This window comes from Pseudoalteromonas sp. NZS37, from assembly GCF_015864265.1.
Classification (GTDB): Bacteria; Pseudomonadota; Gammaproteobacteria; order Enterobacterales; family Alteromonadaceae; genus Pseudoalteromonas; species Pseudoalteromonas arctica.
Genome location: NZ_JADYXL010000005.1, coordinates 212,638 through 239,622, shown reverse-complemented (window position 1 = coordinate 239,622; position 26,985 = coordinate 212,638). Strand labels below are relative to the sequence as shown.

General features: G+C 40.0%; 24 protein-coding genes. 11 read left to right on the top strand and 13 right to left on the bottom strand.

Annotation, left to right across the window (positions count from 1 at the left end):
- Positions 1-23 precede the first annotated feature (23 nt).
- Positions 24-827, top strand: a complete 804-nt coding sequence (locus I6F47_RS11620) for a M61 family metallopeptidase (protein ID WP_197183903.1) — start codon at positions 24-26, stop codon at positions 825-827.
- Here the strand turns inward: I6F47_RS11620 and I6F47_RS11615 are convergent.
- Positions 824-1,375 (bottom strand): hypothetical protein, encoded by a 552-nt coding sequence (locus I6F47_RS11615; RefSeq protein ID WP_197183902.1) that lies wholly within the window; start codon positions 1,373-1,375, stop codon positions 824-826. The genes I6F47_RS11620 and I6F47_RS11615 overlap by 4 nt on opposite strands.
- 370 nt (positions 1,376-1,745) lie before the next feature.
- Between I6F47_RS11615 and I6F47_RS11610 the strand changes: the two genes are divergently transcribed.
- Together I6F47_RS11610 and I6F47_RS11605 are read left to right on the top strand one after the other, a co-directional pair.
- Positions 1,746-1,913 carry a hypothetical protein gene (locus I6F47_RS11610; RefSeq protein WP_002961566.1) on the top strand — a complete coding sequence of 56 codons (168 nt, stop codon included), beginning with the start codon at positions 1,746-1,748 and terminating at the stop codon, positions 1,911-1,913.
- A 139-nt stretch (positions 1,914-2,052) separates the two neighbouring features.
- The gene (locus I6F47_RS11605; RefSeq protein ID WP_165735348.1) at positions 2,053-2,895 is read left to right on the top strand and encodes a transporter substrate-binding domain-containing protein; all 843 of its coding nucleotides are present in this window, start codon (positions 2,053-2,055) and stop codon (positions 2,893-2,895) included.
- A gap of 84 nt (positions 2,896-2,979) precedes the next feature.
- Here I6F47_RS11605 and I6F47_RS11600 read toward each other — a convergent pair whose 3' ends face one another.
- The 5 genes from I6F47_RS11600 to rnm all read right to left on the bottom strand — a co-directional run bounded on the left by I6F47_RS11600 (position 2,980) and on the right by rnm (position 6,574).
- On the bottom strand, positions 2,980-3,561 hold the full coding sequence (locus I6F47_RS11600) for a YceI family protein (RefSeq protein ID WP_007582505.1): 582 nt from the start codon (positions 3,559-3,561) through the stop codon (positions 2,980-2,982).
- A gap of 1 nt (position 3,562) precedes the next feature.
- Positions 3,563-4,114 (bottom strand): cytochrome b, encoded by a 552-nt coding sequence (locus I6F47_RS11595; protein ID WP_076923887.1) that lies wholly within the window; start codon positions 4,112-4,114, stop codon positions 3,563-3,565.
- 145 nt (positions 4,115-4,259) lie between these two features.
- On the bottom strand, positions 4,260-5,096 hold the full coding sequence (locus I6F47_RS11590; protein ID WP_010554218.1) for a segregation and condensation protein A: 837 nt from the start codon (positions 5,094-5,096) through the stop codon (positions 4,260-4,262).
- A gap of 6 nt (positions 5,097-5,102) precedes the next feature.
- Positions 5,103-5,723 (bottom strand): L-threonylcarbamoyladenylate synthase, encoded by a 621-nt coding sequence (locus I6F47_RS11585; RefSeq protein WP_008169353.1) that lies wholly within the window; start codon positions 5,721-5,723, stop codon positions 5,103-5,105.
- Positions 5,720-6,574 (bottom strand): RNase RNM, encoded by an 855-nt coding sequence (gene rnm, locus I6F47_RS11580; RefSeq protein ID WP_165721487.1) that lies wholly within the window; start codon positions 6,572-6,574, stop codon positions 5,720-5,722. The genes I6F47_RS11585 and rnm overlap by 4 nt, the downstream gene beginning before the upstream one ends.
- A gap of 464 nt (positions 6,575-7,038) precedes the next feature.
- Between rnm and I6F47_RS11575 the strand changes: the two genes are divergently transcribed.
- Genes I6F47_RS11575 through trpA form a run of 6 tightly spaced genes read left to right on the top strand, consistent with a single transcriptional unit; the run spans position 7,039 to position 13,627 of the window.
- On the top strand, positions 7,039-8,607 hold the full coding sequence (locus I6F47_RS11575) for an anthranilate synthase component 1 (RefSeq protein ID WP_197151291.1): 1,569 nt from the start codon (positions 7,039-7,041) through the stop codon (positions 8,605-8,607).
- Between the two features lies 1 nt (position 8,608).
- Entirely contained in the window at positions 8,609-9,211 is a 603-nt protein-coding gene (locus tag I6F47_RS11570; RefSeq protein WP_193155520.1) for an aminodeoxychorismate/anthranilate synthase component II, read from the top strand.
- An 11-nt stretch (positions 9,212-9,222) separates the two neighbouring features.
- Complete coding sequence (gene trpD, locus I6F47_RS11565) at positions 9,223-10,260, top strand: anthranilate phosphoribosyltransferase (protein WP_197183901.1); 1,038 nt, start codon at positions 9,223-9,225, stop codon at positions 10,258-10,260.
- Positions 10,253-11,617 (top strand): bifunctional indole-3-glycerol-phosphate synthase TrpC/phosphoribosylanthranilate isomerase TrpF, encoded by a 1,365-nt coding sequence (trpCF, locus tag I6F47_RS11560; protein ID WP_197183900.1) that lies wholly within the window; start codon positions 10,253-10,255, stop codon positions 11,615-11,617. Before trpD ends, trpCF begins: the two co-directional genes overlap by 8 nt.
- Before the next feature lie 7 nt (positions 11,618-11,624).
- Positions 11,625-12,809 carry a tryptophan synthase subunit beta gene (trpB, locus tag I6F47_RS11555; RefSeq protein WP_010554212.1) on the top strand — a complete coding sequence of 395 codons (1,185 nt, stop codon included), beginning with the start codon at positions 11,625-11,627 and terminating at the stop codon, positions 12,807-12,809.
- Entirely contained in the window at positions 12,806-13,627 is an 822-nt protein-coding gene (gene trpA / locus I6F47_RS11550) for a tryptophan synthase subunit alpha (RefSeq protein ID WP_197183899.1), read from the top strand. Before trpB ends, trpA begins: the two co-directional genes overlap by 4 nt.
- A 109-nt stretch (positions 13,628-13,736) precedes the next feature.
- Here the strand turns inward: trpA and I6F47_RS11545 are convergent, their stop codons facing one another.
- Positions 13,737-14,315: a type 1 glutamine amidotransferase domain-containing protein gene (locus tag I6F47_RS11545; RefSeq protein WP_007582489.1), complete on the bottom strand. Its 579-nt coding sequence runs from the start codon at positions 14,313-14,315 to the stop codon at positions 13,737-13,739.
- 463 nt (positions 14,316-14,778) lie between these two features.
- Positions 14,779-15,048 carry an HU family DNA-binding protein gene (locus tag I6F47_RS11540; protein WP_007375441.1) on the bottom strand — a complete coding sequence of 90 codons (270 nt, stop codon included), beginning with the start codon at positions 15,046-15,048 and terminating at the stop codon, positions 14,779-14,781.
- 191 nt (positions 15,049-15,239) lie between these two features.
- On the opposite strand from I6F47_RS11540, the gene I6F47_RS11535 reads away from it, so the two are divergent.
- Both I6F47_RS11535 and I6F47_RS11530 read left to right on the top strand, forming a co-directional pair.
- Positions 15,240-15,815: an inner membrane-spanning protein YciB gene (locus I6F47_RS11535; RefSeq protein WP_197183898.1), complete on the top strand. Its 576-nt coding sequence runs from the start codon at positions 15,240-15,242 to the stop codon at positions 15,813-15,815.
- An 89-nt stretch (positions 15,816-15,904) separates the two neighbouring features.
- On the top strand, positions 15,905-16,546 hold the full coding sequence (locus I6F47_RS11530; protein WP_197183897.1) for a CPBP family intramembrane glutamic endopeptidase: 642 nt from the start codon (positions 15,905-15,907) through the stop codon (positions 16,544-16,546).
- 78 nt (positions 16,547-16,624) lie between these two features.
- On the opposite strand, the gene I6F47_RS11525 is transcribed toward I6F47_RS11530, so the two are convergent.
- The 5 genes from I6F47_RS11525 to acnD all read right to left on the bottom strand — a co-directional run bounded on the left by I6F47_RS11525 (position 16,625) and on the right by acnD (position 26,971).
- Positions 16,625-18,505, bottom strand: coding sequence for a hypothetical protein (locus I6F47_RS11525; RefSeq protein ID WP_197183896.1), 1,881 nt, complete (start codon positions 18,503-18,505; stop codon positions 16,625-16,627).
- A gap of 9 nt (positions 18,506-18,514) precedes the next feature.
- The gene (locus tag I6F47_RS11520; RefSeq protein ID WP_165721479.1) at positions 18,515-19,606 is read right to left on the bottom strand and encodes a hypothetical protein; all 1,092 of its coding nucleotides are present in this window, start codon (positions 19,604-19,606) and stop codon (positions 18,515-18,517) included.
- A 62-nt stretch (positions 19,607-19,668) separates the two neighbouring features.
- Positions 19,669-22,701, bottom strand: a complete 3,033-nt coding sequence (locus I6F47_RS11515) for a hypothetical protein (protein ID WP_197183895.1) — start codon at positions 22,699-22,701, stop codon at positions 19,669-19,671.
- Between the two features lie 482 nt (positions 22,702-23,183).
- A complete protein-coding gene (gene prpF, locus I6F47_RS11510) occupies positions 23,184-24,350 on the bottom strand; it encodes a 2-methylaconitate cis-trans isomerase PrpF (protein WP_197183894.1) in 1,167 nt (388 codons plus the stop codon).
- 11 nt (positions 24,351-24,361) lie between these two features.
- Complete coding sequence (gene acnD, locus I6F47_RS11505) at positions 24,362-26,971, bottom strand: Fe/S-dependent 2-methylisocitrate dehydratase AcnD (protein WP_197183893.1); 2,610 nt, start codon at positions 26,969-26,971, stop codon at positions 24,362-24,364.
- Positions 26,972-26,985: the final 14 nt, after the last annotated feature.

Sequence of the window (26,985 nt, the reverse complement as noted above, 5' to 3'; positions counted from 1 at the left end):
TTAAATTACAGTGGAGCATTTTAATGAAATTCTTTTTTGTACTGCTACTATTAATCAGCTCTTTTAACGCATTAGCCGTTGAAGTAGTCATACATAACCTTAGCTCGCTCTCAAGTAATGCTCAAAATACGGTGTCTACATGGGTTAATCAAAGTGTTGAAAAAACACAAAATACACTGGGACCTTTAAAACAAACCACATTGCCTATTTATTTAAAACCGCAATACTTTGCTTTTGAGCCTGTACCTTGGGCTACAGTTAAGCGCAATAACCCCGATGGGCTTGAACTACATATAGATCGCTATGCCAGTTTAAATGCATTCACTAAAGATTGGACGCTATACCATGAACTTTCGCATTTATATTTGCCGCTACTTCCTTACTCCGGTTTTTGGCTAAGCGAGGGTTTTGCCAGTTATATGCAAAACGTAATAATGCGTAACAGCGGTATAATTACCCAGCCGCAATTTGTACAACGTTTAAATGCAGGATTTGATCGTGCCCGCATGCAAACTAAAACTAAAACACAGCCACTTAATAAGCTCTCTGCCGATATGTGGAAACAACGAGCCCAGCAACGTGTTTATTGGACGGGCGCAGCTTTTTTTGCACAGGCCGACCTTGAGCTGCGAAAACAAGGTTTATCTATCGCGGGTATAATTAAACAGTATCAAGTATGCTGCAGGCCTGCTCGCTCAAGTGCTAAAGCCTTTATAAAAGAGTTAGATAAGCTATCCGGTAGTAGCGTTTTTACAACGCTGTATGCAAAATATAATACCCGCACCGATTTTCCTGATATTAGTAAAGAGCAGCTAAACACGCTTTAACGGCTGCTCTGCTTTATATAGTTACTATATTCAACCAGCCCTTGCGCATCAAAATTGGTTGAGTACTCGTTCATAAAACCATGCAAAAAATTGGTTTTATAGCACTTAACATCCGCTTTGGTGCTTAAAGCTTTAATAACTTCATCAACATTAAAGTGACTCTCACTTGCTGGAAATATGAACTCACAGGGTACTTTTGCGCTTAAATTTAAATTATGTCTAATTTGCGACGGATAAAAGCCAATTAACTTTTTAAGGTGTGTATTGCCTGTTAATAACTGTGCCCGCCATGCTGCACTTGCCCCTGCACTAAACGCAATACACGTCGTTTGCAATTTTAAACTCTCAAAGCATTTTTGAAGTTTGTCGGTGTATTTATCATGGCCACACTGCTGTATAAAATTGGTGTAACTATCTTGTTCACTTTCAATAGCTTGAAACTTGTTATTGTAAGGGTCAACAATCACTAAATTTGAACTAATTGCCTGTGATAACTTCCTTAAAGCAGGGGTTAAACCATAAATATCACTCACTATTAGGTAATTCATACTTATCCTTTGGTAACTAAAAATGGGCTTTGTAAGCAGTTGATAAGATTTATTATAAATATTTTTACAAAAATAGCTTGCACACAATTTATATATAAGTTACCTTCCCTCTCTGGTTTAAAGAAACCGCCGCGGTTAACCATTTACCCTGATCCAGTAAGCCCCGCAAAACGTATATTTGAAAGCTAAGTTATTGTACGGCGAGAACCCCTTGAATAATACCGAGATGATTTTTTACTATCATCGCAAAAGTGTCATAAAGATCGTCAACACTGTAATGAAGCTAAACACAACATCGTTAATTTATTAACTGCAATTTGCTATAAAAATATAGCGCAGAATAAATAACAAGAATAAAGTGAGTTTTATTATGTCTTATAAATATAATGGGTCTATGATCCAAATCGCACATCCAGTGCAATCAATTTCAGTAAACAAACATCGTGTAATCTTTAGTGATACACAAGGTTTAAAAAATGCATTGTTTCAAAAAGCGAGTGATGCACGCCAGTTTGTTAAGTGGCTAAAAGCTAACTAAGCAACACATAACTTTAATTGCCCTTTTATTATTGCAATTATTGATAAGATATTATGCCAGCCTCGTTGCTGGCATTTTACTTTTTAGCTCTTTATTGGTTACAATAGTTTTACAATAATAATTACTGGCAGCTGTTGTAATGCTCCGTATATTTTTAACTTTCTTACTTTTTTTCGGTCTGACCTCAATAGGCAATGCTAGAACCATAAACTGGCTAGCGCACGACTTTGCACCCTATTATATTTTAAATGGTCAATATCAACACCAAGGCCGTGACGAAAGCATAATTTCATTACTTGAAAAACAACTTCCTAATATTACCTTTAACCGCATGCTTATCCCCTCAGGTAAAGTAATCCAAGAGCTATCTAATACTTCAAATAATGTTTGTGCGTTATCGCTTTATAAAAATGATTACAGAAAAGAGCATATTTATTTTACAGAGGAGAGCTCAACAACGGGCCTCTCGCCTTCAATAGCAATGCACAAAAGACTCGCCAAAGCGCTAAATATAGCGGAATCAAAAGAAGTATCACTATTAGATTTAATACAAGATAAAAAACTAACTCTTGGGATCTCTATGAGCCGCTCTTATGGCCAAGAGATAGATACATTGATAAACAGTACGCCTAATATAGATTTAGTAATTAGACCCACTCGCGATAGCCTAGCGAGCCTCACATATATGCTTAACCTAAAACGAATTGATATTTTGCTGGGTTACCCAAGCGAGCATTACTATTTAGCTAAATCAATGCACTTTGAAGAGAACTTAACGCAGCGTCCATTAACCGAATCCCCAGCGCTCAGTTATGGCTTTATTGGTTGTACTAAAAACGAGCAAGGCGCAAAAGACATTGCTATTCTTAATGAGCAGCTTAAAGTTATTAAAAAAATGCAGGCTTATAATGATTTACTCATGCGCTGGTTGCCCGAGCATTTAAGGCCGCTATTACAGTCACGTATTAATAGCGCAAAATAAGCAAATTCGAAGTCGCTTAATTTGTGTTTCTGTTAAGCAAAAAAAACGCCACAGTAAGTGGCGTTTATATATTTAATAATGGTATTACTGACGAACGCCTTCTATTGATAAAATAATATCAACATGGGTAGATGCAGGTCCTAAGTTGTAATCAATACCGTAATCGGTAAGTTTAAGGCTGGTTTCGCCCTCAAAACCTACGCGGTAGCCGCCCCACGGATCTTTACCTTCGCCCACTTTATCTATTTCAAAAGTAATAGTGTTTGTTACGCCGTGCAGCGTAAACTCACCGGTTACATCAGCCTCTTCGCCGTCTTCATCAAATTTAATACTCGTGCTTTTAAATGTCGCTTTTGGGTATTTATCTACATTTAAAAAATCTTTACCATGTAAATGCTTATCGCGCTCTGCATGGTTAGAGTCAAGGCTTGTGGTATCAATGTTTACCATAATTTTTGACGCATCAGGGTTTTTAGCATCGTAACTAAATGTGCCGTCAAAAGTATTAAAACGACCATATAACCAGCTGTAACCTAAGTGTTTAATTTTAAAGTTAACAGATGCATGCCCGCCTTTTGTATCAATTACATAATCAGCTGCATTGGCGGCTGTTGCCGATAACATCATTGCAGCCGAAACGGCTGTGCTTACTAATAATTTTTTCATTTTAATCATCCTTTAATGGTTTGATCATTCTAATTAAGGTTTTATCTTTATCGATAAAGTGATGTTTTAACGCCCCTAGTGCATGCAATACTGCAAACCCGATTAATGTGCACGCGCCGTAATAATGTACTTTTCCTGCAATATCGGCTTGGTCATCAAAGGCAAAATCAAGCGCTGATACATTAAATAAAGTAAATACTTCTATTGGACGCCCGTCTGCGGTTGATATTAAATACCCTGCAACAACAATAACAGCCAAAATAATATACATAGCAATATGCGCCGTATGCGCTAATTGGTTTATGCCTTTACTCTCACCTAATGGTTTAGGTTGTGTAGATAAAGCACGCCATAAAATTCTAAATAAAAATACGGCCACAAGCGTAATACCAATACTCTTATGTAAATCGAGTGAACCTTTATACCAACTATCGTAATAAGTAAGCTCAACCATATATAAACCTAAACCAAACAGGCCAAAAATAGTCAGCGCCATGAGCCAATGTAAAATAATGGCGACAAGTCCGTAAGATGAAGGTGTATTTTTAAACATGTGTAACTTCCTATAATGCTATGACGTTACAATATAGTGCACAGCCGTAAATGAAAATAACATTTACAAACACTTTACGTGCGTATACGCACAGAACTTTATTATTTAAAGTCAGTTTTGCAAATAGATGATTAAACAAATAGTTTTATAGGGTGGATTGTTCGCTTAAGCTGACATAAATTAAGCTCTCAGGGCTTACTTGCAAACAGGTAACAAGCCCTTCTTTAATGAGCTCAAGCATAGCTATAAAACTAACCACTACACCACTTCGCCCTTCATTTGGGGTAAAAAGCGCATTAAATACCACTGCCGAGTTTGCTTGCGATAGTTGCTGTAATATTTGGCTCATTCTCTCTCGGGTTGAGAGTACTTCAGCAGTAATTTGATGATGCTCAAACGTTTTTGCTCGCGCCATTACATCACTCAACGCCAGCATTAAGTCTTTAAGTTCAATATCGGGGAGATTTTGACTTGTATCTTCACTTATTGGCATAGCGGCATGCGCTATAAAAATATCACGACCAACACGGGGAATATCGTCGAGGTTTTCGGCGGCTTGTTTAAACAGCTCATACTCTTGCAGGCGTTTAATAAGCTCAGCGCGAGGATCTTCTTCCTCTTCAAGCTCTTCATGTACAGGTAATAATAAGCGCGACTTAATTTGCGCAAGTAACGCAGCCATTACTAAATATTCGCCAGCAAGTTCGAGCTGAAACTCGGTCATCATTTCAACGTAACTTACGTACTGCTCTGTAATACTAAAAATAGAAAGTTCGAGCACATCAAGCTTATGCTTTTTAATTAAATAGAGCAGTAAATCGAGCGGGCCTTCAAAGGTTTCTAATATTATTTCGAGCGCGTCAGGTGGAATGTATAAATCTTCTGGTTTGTCTACAACCGCTTTACCATGCAAAAAAGCCAGTGGCAGCTTTTGCTGCACTGGCTTTTCACTATTTTTTGTATTCGCAGTGCTTTCGCTCACTCGCTATTACTCAAACGGGCTTGTATCACCACAGCCAACACGCAAAATCTTAATTTCATCTTCCGACAAATCGATTACCGTGGTTGCTTGCTCGGCTAAGTGGCCACCGTGAATAATTAAATCAACGTGTTTATCTAATCGCTCTAATATTTCATCAGGATCTGATTCTGTAAACTGCTCACCTGGTAAAATTAAAGAACACGACATTAACGGCTCACCAAGTTCGGCAAGTAACGCACAGGCTATTGGGTGTTCAATTACACGCATGCCAATGGTTTTTTTCTTGTCGTTTAATAAACGTTTAGGGACTTCTTTTGTGCCTTTAAAAATAAAGGTATATGGCCCTGGCGTATTATTTTTAATGAGTCTAAATAGCTGGTTATCTACGCGTGCATAAGTAGATAACTCCGATAAATCACGACAAACTAGCGTAAAATTATCGTTTTTTTCAATACCACGAATACGCTCTATGCGCTCTTTGGCTTGCTTATTACCAATGTTACAACCGATGGCGTAGCCCGAATCTGTAGGGTAAACAACAACGCCGCCTTGTTTAATAATATCAACGGCTTGACTAATTAGTCTCGGTTGCGGGTTATCAGGATGAATATGAAATAATTGACTCATGTTAATGCCCCTTCTTCTCCTTCCCAAGCTTGCCAAACACCTTGGCAGTCTTTTGGTAGGTATAAATTTTTGCCAAGCTCTAAATAGCTTGTCGGAAAATGAAAATCAGACCCTTGAGAGCAAAGTAGTTCGTACTCACGGCTGAGTTCACCTAAAAATTGACGTTCGCTTGGCGCCTGTTGAGGTTGTGCAACTTCCATTGCGTCCCCTCCTACACTTTTAAATTCTACTAATAATTTGCGTAGCCACTTGTTTGACATTTGATAGCTACTTGGATGCGCAAGTACAGCAACACCACCAGCGGCATGTATGGCCTCAATAGCGGTTTGCATGGTGCACCAGCAACTTGGTACGTAGCCTGTTTTGCCACGCCCTAAGTACTTTTTAAAAACACCCGGGAAATTTTTAGCAACACCGCGCTCAATAAGGGCGCGTGCAAAATGTGCACGCGTTATTTGCGCGTCTTTTGCCAGCTCTTTAGCTTGCTCGTAAATGCCATCAAAGCCATTTTTTGCAAGGCGAACACCAATCTCTAGTGCACGCTCTTCTCGCTTTTGCTGCTGAGCTGATAATAAAGAGGTAAGGTCAATATTATTAATATCAATATTTAAACCTACAATATGAATTTCGAAGCTTTCCCATTTAGTAGACACTTCGGTACCCGTTATTAATGAAAGCGGTAAGTTTTCTGCTTCAATAAGTTGCTGCGCAGGCTTAATAGCCGCCACAGTGTCATGATCGGTAATAGCAAACACATCAATATTTTTATCAACAGCGCGATGCAATAATTCTTCAACCGTTAAACGCCCGTCTGAATGTGTGGTATGGCTATGTAAATCATATTTTATCAAAAGAAAACTGCTTAAAATTAAGGGTTACTGGTGTTTATGTAAGTATAACAACTTTTTTGACTAAATTGTTTTAAATAAACACTTGACACAAAAGCATAAGATACGTTTTACTGTAGCCACTTTCAGACACATTAAGAATTAACAATAATGATCAATTCAAACTTAAACACTATTTGGTGGTGGCACTCGTAATTATCGGGTGATGAATTGTCGTGTCTAACAAAAATTCAAAACCCGCAACTATGCGGGTTTTTTTATAACTAAATTTTACGAAACGTATACGTTAAAAATATTTAACAAATTTTGAGGCAGAAAAACATGAATAACGGTCTTACTCTTACACATCGTTGGTGGTGGCGCCTGATATAGCGGGACGGTAATGATCTGTTTGTAATTTAGATATCGTTATTCAAACCCCGCATTGCTAAAGCATTGCGGGGTTTAATTTTTTGAGGGAATGAGGTTTGATTTTTAGTCATATAACTACCACACCAGGCGAAGTAACAAGCATTACGCAAGTACGCGACTATATAAGTAGTCCACTTGCATTATACGCGGCACTTGATAAGCCTAACTCACTACTGCTTGAATCGGCTGAGATTGATTCTAAAGACAGTGTAAAAAGTTTAATTTTAGTCGACTGTGCACTGCGCATTGTATGCCAAGGTAAAACAGTCACTATTACTGCTCAATCTAATAATGGGCAACAGCTTCTAAGCTACTTGCAGGCAAATGTTAAAAGCTGTGACGCTACTTTAGACGGCGCAACACTTACCCTGTGTTATTTAGACACTAGCGGCGATACTGACGAAGCGAGTAAACTAATTGCAGATAATGCATTTAGCGCTCTGCGCACTTGTATTAACAGTATAAAAAGCACAACTAACAATCCATTTTCGTTATTTTTAGGCGGTGTATTTGCCTACGATATGGTAGCAAACTTTGAGCAGTTAAGTGATGTACCTGATGGCGAAAATACCTGCCCAGATTACGTATTTTATTTAGCCGAAACCTTAGTTGTTATTGATCATCAAAAACAAACAACCGAACTCATTGGTAATGTATTTAACGGCCCAGACGTACACGCTAATTGCTTTGAAGTAGGCAAAGAGCTAGAGCGATTAAATACACTGTGCGATAACGCCTCAGAATTTAGTGCGGATATGCAAAGTGGCGAATGTGAGGTAAGCGTTGATATTGACGATGACACTTACTGCGAGCAAGTGGTTAAGCTTAAAAAGAATATTGTAGATGGTGATATTTTTCAGGTAGTGCCGTCGCGTACATTTTCACTACCTTGTCCTGACGCTTTGCATGCTTATAGCCAGCTTAAAAAGCAAAATCCAAGTCCGTATATGTTTTATATGCGCGATGAAGACTTTGCTTTATTTGGCGCATCGCCTGAATCAGCACTTAAATACACAGTGCAATCTCAGCAAGTTGAAGTATACCCAATTGCTGGCACTCGCCCACGTGGCAAATTTGCTAATGGGCAAATAAACCCAGACCTAGACAGCCGCATTGAGCTTGAACTTAGAAACGATCAAAAAGAGCGCGCCGAGCATTTAATGCTTGTCGATTTAGCCCGTAACGACGTTGCACGTATTAGTGTTGCAGGTACTCGTTTTGCCAAAGAGCTATTAAAAGTAGACCGCTATTCACAAGTAATGCATTTAGTGTCACGCGTTGTTGGCACACTAAAACCCGAGCTTGATGCACTGCACGCTTACCAAGCATGTATGAACATGGGAACGCTTGTTGGTGCACCAAAGGTTCGTGCTGCTGAGCTTGTTCGTCAAACTGAAGGTAAGCGCCGTGGCAGCTATGGCGGCGCAGTAGGTTACTTAACCGGTGATGGCGCAATGGATAGCTGTATTGTTATTCGCTCTGCTTTTGTTAAAAATAACATAGCCTACGTGCAAGCAGGTGCAGGTGTAGTGTTTGACTCAGATCCTATTTCAGAAGCAAACGAAACTCGCGCTAAAGCACAAGCGGTTATCACCGCCATAAAATCTACGTATAAGGCGGTATAAAATGAGTAAAGCGAATCCTATTAAAATCTATTTTTTAGATAACTTTGACTCATTTACATATAACCTTGTTGATGAGCTTACGATGCTTGGCTGCGAATTGGTTGTTTACAGAAACAACATTAGCGCTGAGGTTATTTTTAACAAAATGCGCCAAGAGCAAGGCCAAGTACTATTAGTACTTTCGCCAGGTCCAGGTACACCAAGCGATGCAGGCTGTTTGATGGAGCTTATTGAGCTCTCTAAAGGCCACTTCCCAATGCTAGGTATTTGTTTGGGTCAACAAGCGTTAACCCAAAGCTATGGCGGAGTAATCGGTCACGCGGGTGAAACCGTACATGGTAAGTCTTCAATTATTAATTTAGGCGATCATCCTGTATTTGATGGTATGGGCAATACAATGCCTGTGGCACGTTACCATTCATTAATGGCAACAAAAGTGCCTGATAATATTGAGGTTATTGCCCAATACGAAGATATCCCTATGGCTATTTATCATCATGATGACAACGCATTAGGTTATCAGTTTCATCCAGAATCAATACTAACGCCAAACGGCGCAATGCTACTTCAGCAAAGTGTCGCTTACTTAACACGCGCTAAATAAAAGAGGACATTATGAGTACACAACCAGAACAACCCATAAATGTTCAACACGCTATTGAGCAACTAATTACAGGGCAATCATTAAGCTACGCAGACGCCAAAGCGCTTTTTGATGAAATAATGCAAGGTAATATGAGTGAAATTGAGCTAACCGCCCTACTTATAAGCCTTAAAATTAAAGGCGAAGTAAGCGACGAAATTGCAGGCGCTGCGGCCTCAATGCGCGAAAACGCCGTTGCTTTTACTACCAGCAGTACGCAACTTGCCGATAGCTGTGGCACCGGTGGCGATGGTTCTAACACAATTAATATAAGTACAACGGCTGCTATTGTAGCCGCTGCTACCGGTATTAACATGGTAAAACACGGTAATCGCAGTGTATCGAGTAATTCAGGCTCAGCCGATTTACTCAAAGCACTGGGCATTAATATAGATATGAGCCCAGAGCAAGCGGCAAAATGTCTTGAGCAAACCAATTTTACCTTTTTGTTTGCACCGCACTATCACAGTGGCGTACGCCATGCGATGGGCGTGCGTACAGCGCTTAAAACACGCACTATTTTTAATATTTTAGGCCCACTTGCTAACCCTGCGGCTCCTGAAGTGCAATTACTCGGCGTGTATAACGAAGCGTTGTGTATGCCAATGGCACAAACACTTAAAACCCTTGGCACAAAGCGCGCTATGATTGTTCACGGCTCGGGCACTGACGAAATAGCCCTACACGGCCCAACAACGGTAGTTGAGCTAAATAATGGCGAGATTACGCAGTACACACTAAACCCAAGCGACTTCGACCTTGCAAACTATTCACTTGAACAACTCGCTGGTGAAGGCCCACAATACAACGCAAATGCTAGCCTCGCCATCTTGCAAGGCAAAGGCACAGATGCACATAATGCTGCTATTGTGGTTAACGTAGCTGCCCTTTTATACCTAACAGGTAAAGCAGAAACGTTAAAAGAAGGGGCAAAACAAGTACAAACATTATTAAGTTCAGGGCAAGCCATGAACACACTAAGTGCAATTATTGAGGTAAGTAATGGCTAATGTATTAGACAAAATTGTTGCTGATAAAAAATTAGAACTAATTGAAAGAAAAGCCACGCGTCCGCTTGAAAGCTTTAAGCATCTTGCAGTGCCTACAAGCCGTAGCTTTTATAAAGCACTTGCAGCACCTGGCACACAGTTTATTTTAGAGTGTAAAAAAGCATCGCCTTCAAAAGGGTTAATTAGAGACCCGTTTGATTTGACTGAAATTACCTCAGTTTATAAAAAATACGCTACCTGCATGAGTGTGTTAACTGACGCTAAATATTTTCAAGGCAGTTTTGATTACCTCGAATTTGTGCGCAGCCAAGTAGAACAACCGCTTATCTGTAAAGACTTTTTTATAGATGAGTACCAAGTGTACATGGCACGTATTTATGGCGGTGACGCTATATTACTGATGCTTTCGGTACTCGATGACGAAAGCTATAACGCACTGCATGCGGTTGCAGATTCACTTAATATGTCGGTATTAACCGAAGTAAGTAATGAAGAAGAAGTACACCGCGCACTTGCACTTGATGCACAAATCATTGGCATTAATAACCGCGACTTACGCGATTTAAGCACCGATTTAGCCACTACCGAAAAACTACGAAAGCTTATTCCAGCTGATAAAGTGGTTATTTCGGAATCGGGTATTTACACCCATCAAGACGTAAAACGTTTAGCTCCATTATGCGATGGCTTTTTAATTGGCAGCTCACTCATGGGCGAGCGTGATTTAGAGCAAGCATGTCGCCGTGTTATTTTAGGTGACAATAAGGTATGTGGTTTAACGCGAACTCAAGATGCACAAGCGGCATATCAAAACGGTGCTGTTTATGGTGGTTTAATTTTTCATCCTAAATCGCCACGCTATGTAGATTTAGATTGCGCAAGAGAACTGAGCCAAAGTGCACCACTTAACTTTGTGGGTGTATTTGTAGATGCCCCCATTGAGCAAGTTGTTCAATACGCAAGTGTGTTAAAATTAGCGGCAGTACAATTACATGGCCAAGAAAGTGACGATTACATTGCTGTCTTGCGTACACAGTTACCAAACGGCTGCGAGATATGGAAAGCACAAGCAATAAAAGATGCATTACCCACACCTGTAAGTGGAGTTGATCGTCATCTTTACGATACGCACAGCGATACTCAAGCCGGCGGTACAGGTAAAGCATTCGATTGGTCAGTGCTAAGCGATGCAACTACACCGTTTATGCTCGCTGGAGGCTTAAATCCAGACAATATTAAAGATGCGCTTTTAAAAGGTGCCTTAGGCCTTGATTTAAACTCAGGCGTTGAAGAGTCTGCGGGTAAAAAGTGCCCTAACAAATTACACAATGCTTTTACGAGCATCAGAAATTATTGAGGTTAAAATGCAAAATCCAGCTTATTTTGGCGAGTTTGGCGGTATGTTTGTACCCGAGTTACTTGTCCCTGCGCTTAAGCAGTTAGAAAACGAATTTAACAAAGCACAAAAAGATCCTGAGTTTCAGGCAGAGCTAAGTAAATTATTAAACGAGTATGCGGGTCGTCCTACCCCACTTACTTTAACGCGCAATTTAGTTAAAAACCCAAAAGTAAAACTGTATCTAAAGCGTGAAGACTTACTACACGGCGGCGCACATAAAACAAACCAAGTACTTGGTCAGGCGTTACTTACTAAGCGTATGGGTAAAAAACAAGTGATTGCTGAAACAGGTGCCGGTCAACACGGTGTTGCAACCGCGCTTGCATGTGCCTTACTGGGTTTAAAATGTCGTATTTATATGGGCGCAAAAGACGTTGAACGTCAGCAACCTAACGTATTTAGAATGAAGTTAATGGGCGCAGAAGTTATTCCGGTAACAGCGGGTTCTGGCACATTAAAAGATGCAGTAAATGAAGCGCTGCGTGACTGGTCAGCAAATTACCAAGACGCACATTACCTACTAGGTACAGCTGCGGGTCCTCACCCATTCCCAACAATTGTACGCGAGTATCAAAAAATTATTGGTGAAGAAGCTAAGCAACAAGTACTTAAAGCAGAAGGTCGTTTACCTGACGCTGTTATTGCCTGTGTTGGTGGTGGTTCAAACGCAATTGGTATGTTTACTGACTTTATTGACGAGCCAGGCGTTAAATTAATTGGTGTTGAGCCTGCTGGTAAAGGGCTTGATACAAATGAGCACGGTGCAACAATTTGTAAAGGCACAAAAGGCATATTGCACGGTACTTATACGTACATTATGCAAAATGATGATGGCCAAATTGAAGAGTCTTACTCGGTATCAGCGGGTCTTGATTACCCAGCTGTTGGTCCTCAACATGCATTTTTACACGAAACTGGTCGCGCTCAATACGTGGGTATTACCGATACAGAAGCGCTTGATGCGTTTCAGTCGCTTGCTAAAAATGAAGGGATTATTCCGGCGCTTGAATCAAGCCATGCGTTAGCTTATGCGCTTAAGTACGCAGAGGAGCTAACCGAGGAAAGTGTTATAGTGATTAATTTAAGTGGTCGTGGCGATAAAGATTTAGCACACGTTCACAATGTACTAACTGAAAGAGGTCAGCTATGAGCCAAGTAAAAACGGATCGTTACGGCAAAATGTTTGCAGCGCTTAACGAGCAAAAACAAGGTGCGTTTGTACCATTTGTAACGATTGGCGACCCAGGTAAAGAGCAAAGTATTGCGATTATTAAAAGTCTAATTGACGGCGGCGCTGATGCGCTTGAGCTTGGTATTCCGTTTTCTGACCCAATTGCAGATGGTCCAGTAATTCAAAAAGCTAATATTCGCGCCCTCGATGTGCACATTAACACACAAGATTGCTTTGATATTATTAAAGAAATACGTGAGTATAACGCCGATATTCCAATTGGCTTATTATTGTATTCAAACCTTGTGTTTAAACGTGGTATAGAAGCATTTTATAAAGATGCAAAAGCAGTAGGCGTAGACTCAATTTTAGTGGCTGATGTGCCTTTACATGAATCTAAAATGTTTAGAAAGTCAGCTATGGATAACGGTGTAGACCCAATTTTTATTGCAACACCAAATGCCGATGACGACACGCTCAAACAGTGCGCCTCTTACGGTCGTGGTTACACGTATTTACTATCGCGCGCAGGTGTTACCGGTACCGATACTAAAGCACAAATGCCTGCTGGTAATATTGTTACTAAATTAAAAGAATACCATGCAGCCCCTGCTCTTTTAGGGTTTGGTATTTCAACGCCAGATGATGTAAAAGCGGCTCTTAATGCAGGAGCAGCCGGTGCTATTTCAGGCTCTGCTGTAGTTAAAATTATTGAAGCTAACCTTAATGATTTACCTGTAATGACCGCGCAGCTAAAAGCTTTTGTAGCCGATATGAAAGCAGCTACATCGCTATAATCTAACTAGGGCGTGTTTTATACGCATTAAAAAAAGGGCATTTAAAATGCCCTTTTTTGTTTTTTAAAATCAAACGCTGTATCAATATCCAAACGTTTTAAAAAGAAAATTAGTGAGCTTGGTGTTTACCCTCTAAAATCTCTTCAATAAATTTAGCATTGAATGCTTCTAAATCAGCTGGGCTTCGGCTCGTTACTAAGCCTTTATCTACACATACTTCTTGGTCAACCCAATTGGCACCTGCATTAATTAAATCGCTTTTAATACTTGGAAAAGAGGTAATAGTACGGTCACGCAGTTTATTAATTTCGGCTAACAGCCACGGCGCATGGCAAATAGCAGCAACGGGTTTATTTTTTTCTGCGCCAAAAAAGCCATCAATAAAGGCTTTAGCATCTTTATCTTGGCGTAAACTGTCTGGGTTAAATAAACCACCAGGTAGCATAAGCGCGTCATAATCAGCGGGGTCTGCGTTTGTAACTAGTTTATCTACTGTTACTTTATCGCCCCACTTGTCTTCATCCCAGCCCGTAATTTGGCCTTCTTTAATTGATACTATTTCGATGTTTGCACCGGCATCAAGTAATGCGCTGCGTGGAGATAAAAGCTCACTTTGCTCAAACCCATCAGTGGCTAAAATTGCAATTTTTTTGCCTTGTAAACGTGTGCTTGTTTGTAATGTACTCATTGAGATCTCCTTATTTGATACCAACCTGCATAAATCTTTGAGCAATTTAACGAATTAAATCGCACTATAACGTCGTTAAAAACCTTTCATTTAGAACAACTAAATACGAAAAATTTTTGCCTAGTTCTAGCGTAATTTTCTTAACGTTCAATAGACCCCATATATAAGCGGACTGGTATTGTTTAAAAATATGTTCGAAACACACAGTTAAACAGCATAATGCATGCCGATGACAAGTAATTGAAAATAAAGGATTTAATGTAAGTGGATTTATAATGCCATGTAAATCATTTAGAGATTATGAATAATCTACATAGGTGCGAATTTATTTCCAGCTCATATAATTTAAAGCCACCAAACGCGAGGTGTAAAACCTCACCTACAACATATACCCGTAGGTGTGAATTTACTTCGCGCTCATGTAACTTATCTATCAATACGGGGTTTAAAACCTTAAATAGAATTAAAGTAGATCTTTTAACGCTTTAGCCGGTTTAAAAACCGCTTTATTAGCGCCTTCTATTTCAATTGCAGCACCTGTTTGCGGGTTACGTCCAGTACGCGCTGGGTAATAACTTAGTGCAAACGTACCAAAGCCATTTATTTGAACTTGATCGCCCTCAGAAAGCGATTTAGTAATTACTTTTTGCAAGCTTGAAAGTGCCGCTTGAGAATCTTTTTTTGTTAATTCACTTTTGTGTGCAATGGCAGCAACGAGTTCTGCTTTATTCATTTTAGGCTCCTAAATACACGCCAAATCAGTGTTGGTTAAGCGTGGGAATATGATGATATAAAAAATACCAAACCAAATTGGCAATAAAGCCACGCAGGCTAAGGGTTACAGGGCAACAAGTCAACCTTGTAGTTGCTAAGCTTTATGTGGTAAAAAGCCTTTGACTCTTTTTTGTATAATTTAGGTAAGCTATGCACGCATTAATTGAATACATCCCACTCATACTGTTTTTTGCAGTTTTTAAGCTAGTCGATATTTACTGGGCTACCGGTTTATTAATGGCCACTACGCTCATTCAAGTTGCTTATAGCTACTTTAAACATGGCTCTGTGCCTACTCGTCAGTGGATATTTTTTGGCATTGCTGCCGTGTTTGGCACGTTAACGCTGGTACTTCATGATGAGCAATACATAAAATGGAAAGCAACACTCATATACGCAGGTTTAAGCTTAACGTTACTTGTTAGCCGTTATGTACTTAAAAAAAATCTCGTTAAAAAAGCGCTTAGTTCAATTCTCGAAAACGCTAACGATACAAAACAAGCTATTGTTGTTCCAGAGCCATTATGGGATAAGCTTAACTTAATGTGGGTTGCTATTACTGCTGGTATCGCTGGGCTGAATATTTATATTGCGTATAACTTTTCGCTCGACTTTTGGGTCAACTTTAAAGTATTTGGTTTAATGGGTATTACCTTTGTGAGTATTTTTGCCACTATTATTGCCTTGTACAAATACCTCCCTAGTGAAGAAGAACCTGCAAAATAATTTTATAGATCACTTTGTAGATTACTAATCTCGTCATAAAAATGTCGTCTTAGCTTGATAGCTTATTAAAAAAACAAGTTGAGACGACCTTGAACGCCAATCAATATCGCTGGTTTGAATTTACCCTTATTTTTGTATTACTCCCCTTGTTGGGTTTTGGATTACGCGAGCATTTAGCTAACTGGCTTATTCCTGCGCTTATTATTTTAATGAGCGTGTGTTGTATGTTGCTACTGGGCGATCCGCATTTTAAACGTTTTAGGCTTACAAGCCTTGGGCAATTTTCTGCTGTTAAAAAACGTGTGTTTAGCTTCTTTTTTTTAGGTGCGCTGTTCTCGGGTATGTTTTACGGGATTATTCATCAGGGCAACTGGTTTACCCTTCCCCGCAACTCGTTTAATGATTGGCTTTTACTGTTGTTGCTCTACCCAATACTGTCGGTTATTCCTCAAGAGTTAATATTCAGAACGTATTTTTTTCATCGTTATAAACGCATCATGCCCAAAAAAGCAGTGCGTATTGTAGTTAGTGCAAGTGTATTTGCGTTGGCGCATAGTGTGTATGCAAATTGGATTGCAGTAGCCTTAGCATTTTTAGGTGGCTTACTGTTTGCTTATACCTATGCACAAAGCCGCTCAACCGTCGTGTGTGTTATTGAGCATAGTTTATGGGGGATATGGATGTTTACACTCGGGATCGGCAGCTACCTTGATTCAGGCGCATTTAACTAATATAACAAGCATTAAAAAATCCGATACTAGAAAACTAATATCGGATTTTGAATATTTCTAAAACCACTTAACTAATGGTTAAAATAACGATTCAAACTCACCATTTGGAAATAAAACACCAGGAATACCACGTACTGCAGTAACATCAGCTAGTTTAGTATCACCAAAATATAAACCGCCACTGTAATTACGGCCCTTTTGCTTTACATCTAACCAACGTCCATTTTCGCCTTTCGCTATTAGATTAATGTTGCCACTAACATCACGAATACGTAAATCTAACGCACGGTTTTTTATGCTAACAAATATATCTGTAGAGGTAAGTTCTGATAAGTTTTCAACATCGCCCACGTAAGCAAACTTAAAATCGCTTGCACCACTCAACGGAAAATCTAATTCAAAAGTAAATGCTAAATCGTCATTATCTTCACCAATAAAAGGCGAAGCCTCTACTGCAGTGATATGAAATGCAGTGTCTTGAATGTCACTTACGTAATCACCATTAAAATCAAAAGTAGATAACGTCGTAGACTCTTCACCTAATGAATTAACAAAGCGATTTAAGTTTAGTGATAAGTCACCTTCAAGTTTACCAGCGGCTTTATTGATAATTACATTGGTAGTTACCTGTGTAATACCTGTGTCGGCTTCTGGATTTAATTCACTTTGAGCATCTATACCATCAAACTGAATTAGCAACTCACTTACATCTACACTTAAAACCGTAGCACCATTTGTGATCGTTGCGCTCATTACACCTTCAATTTTATTACCTAATACACCACTTACTCTAAATGTTGGAATTGATAAATCAATTGTTATAGGTAAATCATCATATGTGCCAGTTATAGCCCAAGTATAAGGTGATTGGCTGTAATCAATATCTAAGTCACGAAGTTTATATTGTCCTGATGGTGTAGAGCCATCAGCTAGTGGTGAATAATTTGTAATAACTTCGTTTAAAGCATTAGTAAGTGCATCAAGTGTTCTTTGTGTGTCTTCATCAAACGCACCTTCAAGCTCAGCAAATTTTACGTCTAATTCATCTGAATAGCTTTTTTCTTGAAGTCTTGCAGCACCTATAATATTTCGTGTATCAACAAGTAACTCTCTAGAATCTAAGCTTTGAACTTCTGTTGAGCGAGCCTGCCAATTTGTAAATGTAGTTACACTTGCAATTGTTTGCTTAACTTGACCAGCTACATTTTGCAGCAAAGCATTACCTTGGTCGCTAAATAAGTTATCTGTAACATACTGCGCTGCTAAATCGCTATAATCTTGCCATGCTTGCTGGTCAGTCTCTAAGTTAGTAAATGCATTAAAAGCACTTTCAACACTAAACGTACTATCAGCAACACCAGCTAAAATTGCCGCATAAGTAAATGCATTAGTAACCATTTCTGCTTCAACACTTGCATTTAAATTGCTGTGCGTTAAATGATAAAAAGGCGTGGCTGATAAACTAGCTTGCGTAGCACTAAAGCCTTCATCTGTAATTGCTTTACTCAATGGCGATAAATAAACCGTATTTACACCTGGTGCACTAAATGCATCTGCTTTGTAATTAAGAGTAACGGCTGTCAATTCTTGGTAGTCTATTAAACGGTTTGCGTTTAAGTCATTTACATCACCACGAACTGTTCTGCCACAACCTGTAAAGCGAGGACAAGGTAGAGCAGTATCACTCGGTATAAACTCAAAACTATTAAAAGTAAGTGGAGTTACACTTACACTCGCAGTATTGATGTTTTCAACTTCAATTGATTCTTGCACCACCCCGTCGCTATCTAAAACATTAAGCGTGCCCTGTGGTGATTGCCAATTAGATACATAAAAACTCACAGAAGAAGATGTAGCAATCTCACTCACTGCAACAGACTCTGAACTGTCACTGTCTGATGAAGAACCACAACCTACCAATGCAATAGCTACCCCTAAGGGTATAATTTGTTTTAACATCTTCATTCCTTAAAACTTAATGTTCACGTACCAATTCACATTAGCATAATAGGCTTTATCTAAATCTAGGCTATCAGTTTGTAAATTAAGACCAAAATACTCGTTTTCTATACCAACTAAAAATGCTTCACTTTTTGTCTCATAGCCTGCCTGTACTTTCCAATGATCCCAAAAGTGTATACGGCCTTTTAATTGGCTGAACGTGTCTTTGTCGTAACGTTTTAAAGTTAACTGAGTCGAAAATCGGTCGTTTATTCTGTAATCGGCAAATGCTTGTAGTCGCATTTCCATTTCTAAATCATGAGATACCGTATTTCCAAATGCAGATGTTTTTAATGAAACTGTTGGCTGAGTAATAATATCGCCGTTGTCATCTTCGCTAAATGGAATTTCAGTAGTTTGACCTTTTACGGAGCCACTGTCTTCATACTCTGTTTTATAAAGCAAATCTTTTACGCTAAAGCCAACCTGAAGCTCATCGTTTACTTGCCAATCAGCAAAAATATCTAGGCTATAGCCAAGCCCTTCAGGCTTTTCTGAAGGTGAAAACTTTTTAAATAATATATCTTTTGAAAAGTTGTAATCAACAGTTACAGCGCCTTCAACTTCATCACTATAAATTTCACCATTTACAGTGGCATCTTGATAGTGTGAGCTGGCAAAAACAGAAAGTTTAGGTGTTATTGTTAATGCATTTTTATCTAAAAATTTAAAATCATAAGATACAAATACACCGTTAGACGTTGCTTGTTTAGCATCAAGGTAATATGTATAAAATCTATCTTCAAACTCTAGATCATTTTTTTCGGTATGAGTATATTTAGCTGTATCAGGATCAAAGTTAAGGACATAGTCGTAACGACTTTGTAAACCTACCTTAAAATTACCGTAGCCAACACCTACTTCAAATATATTATAGGTAAATGCACTGTCACCCGATTTTAATGGAGCATCAAAATCATCTACAAAAGCTTGTACTGGTTGTGCTTCAGTATAAATTTCTGCGTCAAAGTGGGTAAAAATTTGAAATTGGTTATCTGCGGAAGCAAGAGGAGAAATAAAAGCTGTTGAAAATCCTAACAAGAGAATTTTTTTTTTCATAATTTAATCGCTTTCTATAAAAAAAGGGAAAAGCACTGCTTTCCCCTTTTATAGTTTAAATATTACTTAGATGAATCAATTAAATCAACATCAGTGTAATCAACTACGTCACCATCAATGTAAGTAATTGAAAGACCGTTTGTTGTTTTAGTTGCAGTACCAAAAGACATCATCATCTCATTGTACATAGCCATAACGTCACCAGTGTAACCTGCACTTTCATTACCAGTAATAGACAATGTATAACCCATTGCATTATTTACAGTAATATCTAGAGCACTTGTCTCTTCCATGTCGCTGTCAAGGTATGTAGTCATTACTTTAAAGTCTACATCACCAGAAACACCCTCTAATGTAATAGAGCCTGAATCTGTTGCATCATCAGCTGTAATACTTAACATACCAGTGAAGCCAGAATCACCATCAACAATTTCAACATGGTTCGACATCTCAGTCATTACAATTTCAGCGTCATCTACATTTTCAGCCGTCACTGCGCCATCAAAAGTAAATACTAAACATGAATCAATTTGAGTTGAATCAATTGTACCAGCGGCAAATTCAACACAATCTGTAAGTGCTTGTGTTTGTGTATCAGCAGTTACAAGCTTAACTGAAGCGTCATTTTCACCTACTAGCGTAGCACCCCAAGCAACAACAAGCTGATTGTCTTGATAAGATGCAGCTGCGCTGATCATCTCACCTGTAGTCGCATTGCTAAGCATTAGCGTAAGATCATCTAAATTATAAGCATAATCCCAATCAGCATTACGAGTTGAAGTACCTGTACCTGAGTTATTACCCATTTCAGCTAATTCATCAATTACGTCGGCAAGAACGTCTGCTGCATCGATAACCGCTTGACCACCAGTGTTAGTAAGCACAGTCATTGTCGCTAAAGACTCTGATGTAGCTTTAACAGAAGTTAGTACTTCAAGTTTTGCAACTGCAGTTTCAGCAGCAAGCTGTAGATTATAAGCTGTTACAAATTGCTCGCTAGCTAGTTCACCTTGAGCTACAGCAGCTGTTTGCATAGCTGTAAGCGCATCAATCATTGCTTGTGCGCCTTCGCCTTCAAGTTCTAGGTAGGCATTAGCAGCAACAAGTGCTTGCTCAATAGAAATTTCAAGTGCATCAACAGCAGCAGCAAAATCAGACGCAGCAGTAACGGCAGTCATTGCAAGCTCTTTTGCTTCAGCAGCGTTTGCAGCAGTATCTACCATTGCATTTTCTGCGTTAGCAAGTGCGCTAGTAGAAGCCGCTTCAGCTGTGTCTGCTACTGATTTTTTCTCATCAGCAACGTCTGCAGTGTCTTCAGCAACTAGTTTTGCAGCAGCAAGAGCCACATCAAACTCTGTAATCGCTGCTTCAGCTTCAGCTACTAGTGCAGCTAGTGCCGCGTCGTATGCAGCGGTGTCAGTTACAGCAACAGATGCATCTGTTTGCAACGACGTTGCAGAATCAAGAACTTGTTGGTAATCAGAGCTTTGAGTAACTAACGCTTTTGCAGCAGTTACATAGCCTTGTGATTTAACAAAAATAGAGTCTGCTTTAGCTGTTAAATCAGCCGTAGTAGCTTCATTTTTCAGTAATGTAACAGCGCTTACAAATGCAGCTGCGTTATCAGCTGTAAGAGCATCGCCACCCATTGCTTGAACATCTGCAAGTGAGCTTTGAGCTGTTTCAATGCTCATTTCTAATGCAGTAAGTGCAGTTTGAGAAGCTGTAACTTCTACTGTTAAAGCAGCTGCTAGAGCTGTATAAAAATCATCTCCAACTGTACATTCTGCACCAGTACAACCAATTACTTCTAGTGCTTTTTTAACTTTTACTGCAGCGGCTGCAAGGCTCGCATCAGTTGCAGCACCATTTTTAACAGCTTTATCTTTAGCAGCTTTTGCTTTTTTAGCAACATCAGCTGAGTTAGCAGCAAATGCAACTATCTCACCAGCAGTAGGAGCTGGAATTTTTGCTGCGAAAGCGGCTTCTAATGCAGTTTTAATGTCATCTTCAGTACCAGTAGCAATGGCAACAAAAACATTTGCAGTATTTGTAATAGCTGTTTGTAACATTGTCGCTATTGCTGCAATGCTAGCATCAGCATTACCTTTAAACTGGCCTGATTTAATACCAGCTTTAATGCTGCTCATTACATCACCAATTGAAGGTAAACCTTGAATTGAAGATGAAAGCTGTGCAATTGCTAAAATACCGTCAGTAAGTTCTTCTTCGCCATCAACATCACTTAAATCTACAGCGCCGCCGTTAGATAAATCACCAATAATAGCTGAAAGTAAAAGTGCAGCGTCTTGACCCATTACTTGTACAACAGTATCTAAGCTTGCTTTAGCAATTGCGTCTTCATCTACACTTGAACCTGAGTCAAGAAGAAGAGCCGCCACTAACGATGTTAAGAAAGTAACATTAGCTTTATAAGAAGCTTCTACATTAGCATCGCCTGCAGAACCACTTACTCCAGATGTATCTGCTTCAACAGCTGGAACAAATTTAACAACTGAAAGCTCTAGGTCAGTTTTGTACCATTCGCCAAACTCAATCGCAGTATCGCCATCATTTACGTCATCTTCTTCTGGCGCTACATCGTAATCGCCACAACCTACGTAAGCATCACAACGTAAAAAGCTATCATCGCCTTCTGCAGACGTTTTAACAGTAATGTAAACTGGTCCAGTAAAGTCATCATCTAAGTAGATGCTGTAACGGCCGCTTTCATCAGTTAATACTTCAGGGTTAGCAGCAATTTTACTTGCTTCTACTGCAGCATCAGCAGCACTTTGTGATAGTGCTTCTTCAGAAAAAGACTCTGCTTCTGCTGAAGCAGCTGAGCGAAACGCAACAGGAACGCTTTGACCAGATGCATCTAAAGTCATTACAGTTACTACTGCACTTTTCATTGAACCTTTAACTGCTTTACCAGTTACTTCAATGTTGAACTGTGCATCACCTGTTGCAGTAAAAGATTCTACAGGTGTAACAGGAATGTTTCTGTCATTGTCCGAACCACATGCTGTTAAGCCTAATGTAAGTGCAACTGAAGCTGCAATAGGTGTAAATTTGATCGTACGCTTTACCATTTATTTCTCCTTGATAGCCTGGAATGAGTATCAGAAATTAGTTTAGTTGATAGTGGCTTGTGTAAGCTTTTATGTTTAAAAAGCATTAAAAAAGTACACAATCATAACCTTTGTTACCAGAACATTAAAAATACCATTAAGCTATATAGTTATGCTACATATTTATACGTTTTATAGAAGTATTTATCTTTATTCTATGAGCTACTTCTTTATCAGCATCTCTATTATTCAATAACCTATAGACACTCATAAAGAACCAGCACATATTGATACAATATATTCACTTTATTAAATGAATATTACATACAATCTAGTTTGTTAATTATATTCTTCAAGTAAATGCGATGGATGAGAGCTAAAAAAGAGGATAATTCGAAAAATTAATGAAAAAGGATTGTTTATAATGAATGTTAGTAGGTTTTACTTTAGCTAAGCAAACGTTTATAAAACTTGTTTACTTACCTAAAGTAAATGTTTAGTAATTACTGAGGGACTCTTACAACCCCTTCCATTAATACGCGTGCACTTCGGCTCATACTTGCTTTGGTAACTAGCCAGTTGCCAGCATTATTTTTAGCCTCAGCACCTACTTTTAGCGTGCCCGACGGATGACCAAAGTTAACTTCACTCAATGCGCCGCCACCAGCGGCTATATTTACGAGTGTGCCTTCGATTGCTGCAGCCGTGCCAATAGCAACAGCAGCTGTGCCCATCATGGCATGGTGCAGTTTACCCATCGACATAGCACGTACTAACAAGTTGATATTTGCAGCTTCAATAAGCTTTCCGCTAGATGCTTTGTAATCTAAAGGTAATGCAACAAACGCAACTTTAGGCGTATGTTGGCGAGCTTGCGCTTCACTAATGTTAGTGATTAAACCCATTTTAACAGCGCCATAAGCACGAATGGTTTCAAGCTTTTCAAGCGCTGCAACATGGTTATTTATATCGTCTTGCAGCTCTGTGCCGGTATAACCAATATCAGTGGCGTTAATAAATATGGTAGGAATACCTGCATTTATCATTGTTGCTTTTAAAGTACCAACACCCGGTACTTCTAAATCATCAACTACATTACCAGTTGGAAATAACGCGCCATCGCCATCAGCGGGGTCAATAAATTCAAGTTTTACTTCAGCTGCAGCAAAAGTAACGCCATCGAGCTCAAAGTCGCCGGTTTCTTGTACTTCGCCATTTGTCATAGGGACATGCACTAATATGCTTTTTTTAATATTAGCCTGCCACACACGCACGATAGCAACACCGTTATCGGGTACTCGGTTTTTATCGACCAAACCATTACTAATGGCAAAAGCACCCACTGCTGAGGTTAAGTTGCCGCAGTTACCGCTCCAATCTACAAAAGGTTTATCTATCGCCACTTGACCAAATAAATAATCTACATCGTGGTCAGTTTGCTCACTTTTACTTAAGATTACGGTTTTACTGGTACTTGATGTAGCACCACCCATGCCATCCGTTTGCTTAGCATACGGATCGGGGCTGCCAATAACACGCAGTAATAAATTATCCCGCGCCTCGCCTGCTACTTGAGCAGGCTTTGGCAAATCAGTTAAATTAAAAAACACACCTTTACTGGTGCCGCCACGCATATAGGTTGCAGGCACTTTAATTTGCGGTTTAAACATAATGCTTGCCCTTATGCAGATTGCGTTGCTTCTAAAAAGTCTTGTGCAAAGCGTTGTAACACACCACCAGCCGCGTAAATAGAAAGCTCTTCTTGGGTATCGATACGGCACTTCATAGGCACAGTGAGTACTTCACCATCTTTACGAGTAATACTTAAATTAACGGTGGCACCTGGTTTTAAATCGCCTGCTACATCGTACGTTTCACTGCCATCCAGCTTTAGAGTTTTACGCGTTGTGCCCGCTTTAAACTCAAGCGGTAAAACACCCATACCAATTAGGTTAGTACGGTGAATACGCTCAAAACCTTCAGCTGCTATTACTTCAACGCCTGCAAGTCTTACGCCTTTTGCTGCCCAATCGCGCGACGAACCTTGCCCGTAATCGGCACCGGCTACAATAATAAGCGGTTGCTTACGCTCCATGTAGGCTTCGATTGCTTCCCACATACGGGTATTAGTACCTTGTGGCTCTAACCGTGCGTAAGAACCTTGTTTAACTGCGCCGTTTTCGTCAAGTACCATTTCATTTAGCAGCTTTGGATTGGCAAAGGTTGCGCGCTGCGCTGTTAAATGATCGCCCCGGTGCGTTGCGTACGAGTTGTAGTCTTCCTCTGGGACGTTCATTTTGGTCAGGTATTCGCCAGCAGCGCTGCTTGCCATAATTGCGTTTGATGGCGATAAATGATCCGTTGTAATGTTATCGCCAAGCACTGCAAGCGCACGCATACCGGTCATTGTGCGCTCACCCGCAAGTGCACCTTCCCAATAAGGAGGGCGACGAATGTAGGTGCTTTCTGGGCGCCAGTCGTAAAGTGGGTCGTTATCTTCACCGTAATCTACGGTTAAATTAAACATCGGCTCGTATACTTTTCTAAACTGCTCAGGCTTAACGCTTTCCTTAATTACAGCATCAATCTCTTCGTCAGACGGCCATAAATCTTTAAGCGTAATATCGTTGCCTTGTTGATCTTGCCCTAGTATCCCTTTTTCAATATCAAAGCGAATAGTACCTGCAATGGCGTATGCAACAACTAAAGGAGGTGACGCTAAAAATGCTTGCTTAGCGTAAGGATGAATTCGTCCATCAAAGTTACGATTGCCCGAAAGTACGGCGGTAGTGTATAAATCGCGATCGATTACTTCTTTTTGAATCACAGGGTCAAGCGCACCGCTCATGCCGTTACAAGTTGTACACGCAAAACCAACAATGCCAAAGCCCAGTTGCTCGAGCTCTGTTAGTAGGTTTGCATCTTCAAGGTACGATTGCACCGCTTTTGAGCCCGGTGCTAATGAGGTTTTAACCCAAGGTTTGCGCATTAAACCCTTAGCATTTGCGTTACGGGCAAGGAGTGCAGCGGCAATTACATTACGTGGGTTACTGGTATTGGTACAACTAGTAATCGCGGCAATAATACATGCGCCGTCTGGCATTAAGCCTTCTTCATTTTCAACAACACCCGAAATACCTTCTTTAGCTAAATCGCTTGTCGATACACGGCGGTGTGGATTAGATGGACCGGCAATATTGCGCCCCACGCTTGATAAATCAAACTTAAGCACACGCTCATATTTTGCGGTTTTTAAGCTATCGCTCCAAAGGCCTGCTGTTTTAGCGTAGTTTTCTACAAGGGCTATTTGTTCTTCTTCACGGCCTGTTAAACGCAAGTAATCTATTGTTTTATCATCGATATAAAACATGGCTGCAGTTGCGCCAAATTCAGGCGTCATGTTCGAAATGGTTGCTCTGTCGCCAAGAGTAAGCGCGTCGGCACCTTCACCGTAAAACTCTAAATAAGTAGAAACAACACGTTGCTCACGTAAAAATTCAGTAATGGCCAACACAATATCGGTAGCGGTAATACCTGGTTGGCGCTTACCTGTTAACTCAACACCTACAATATCAGGTAGGCGAATATAAGAAGCACGGCCAAGCATTACGCTTTCAGCTTCAAGCCCACCTACGCCCACAGCAATAACGCCCAGCGCATCAACATGTGGCGTGTGGCTGTCGGTACCTACTAGTGTATCTGGGAATGCAATGCCATCTCGGTTTTGAATAACCGGCGACATTTTTTCAAGATTAATTTGATGCATAATCCCGTTACCCGGTGGAATAACGTCAATATTTTTAAAGGCAGTTTTTGTCCAGTTGATAAAGTGAAAACGGTCATCATTTCGTCTGTCTTCAATGGCGCGGTTTTTTTCAAATGCGTCAGGATCAAAACCGGCATGCTCTACCGCTAGTGAATGATCCACTATTAACTGCGTGGGTACTACCGGATTCACTTTTGCCGGATCGCCGCCTTTGGCTGCAATTGCATCACGCAAACCTGCTAAATCAACAAGTGCCGTTTGGCCTAAAATATCGTGGCATACTACGCGCGCCGGATACCACGGAAAATCTAAATCTTGCTTGCGCTCAATTAGCTGATTAAGTGCATCGGTTAACATGGCAGGGTCGCATCGGCGTACTAGGTTTTCGGCAAATACACGTGATGAATAAGGTAGCGTGGCGTATGCACCTGGCTTAATTGCATCTACGGCTTCTTGCGTATCGTAGTAGTCGACATTTGAGCCTGGTAAGGGTTTACGGTATTGGGTGTTATTAATTATGGTCATGGTAAGGGTTCGCT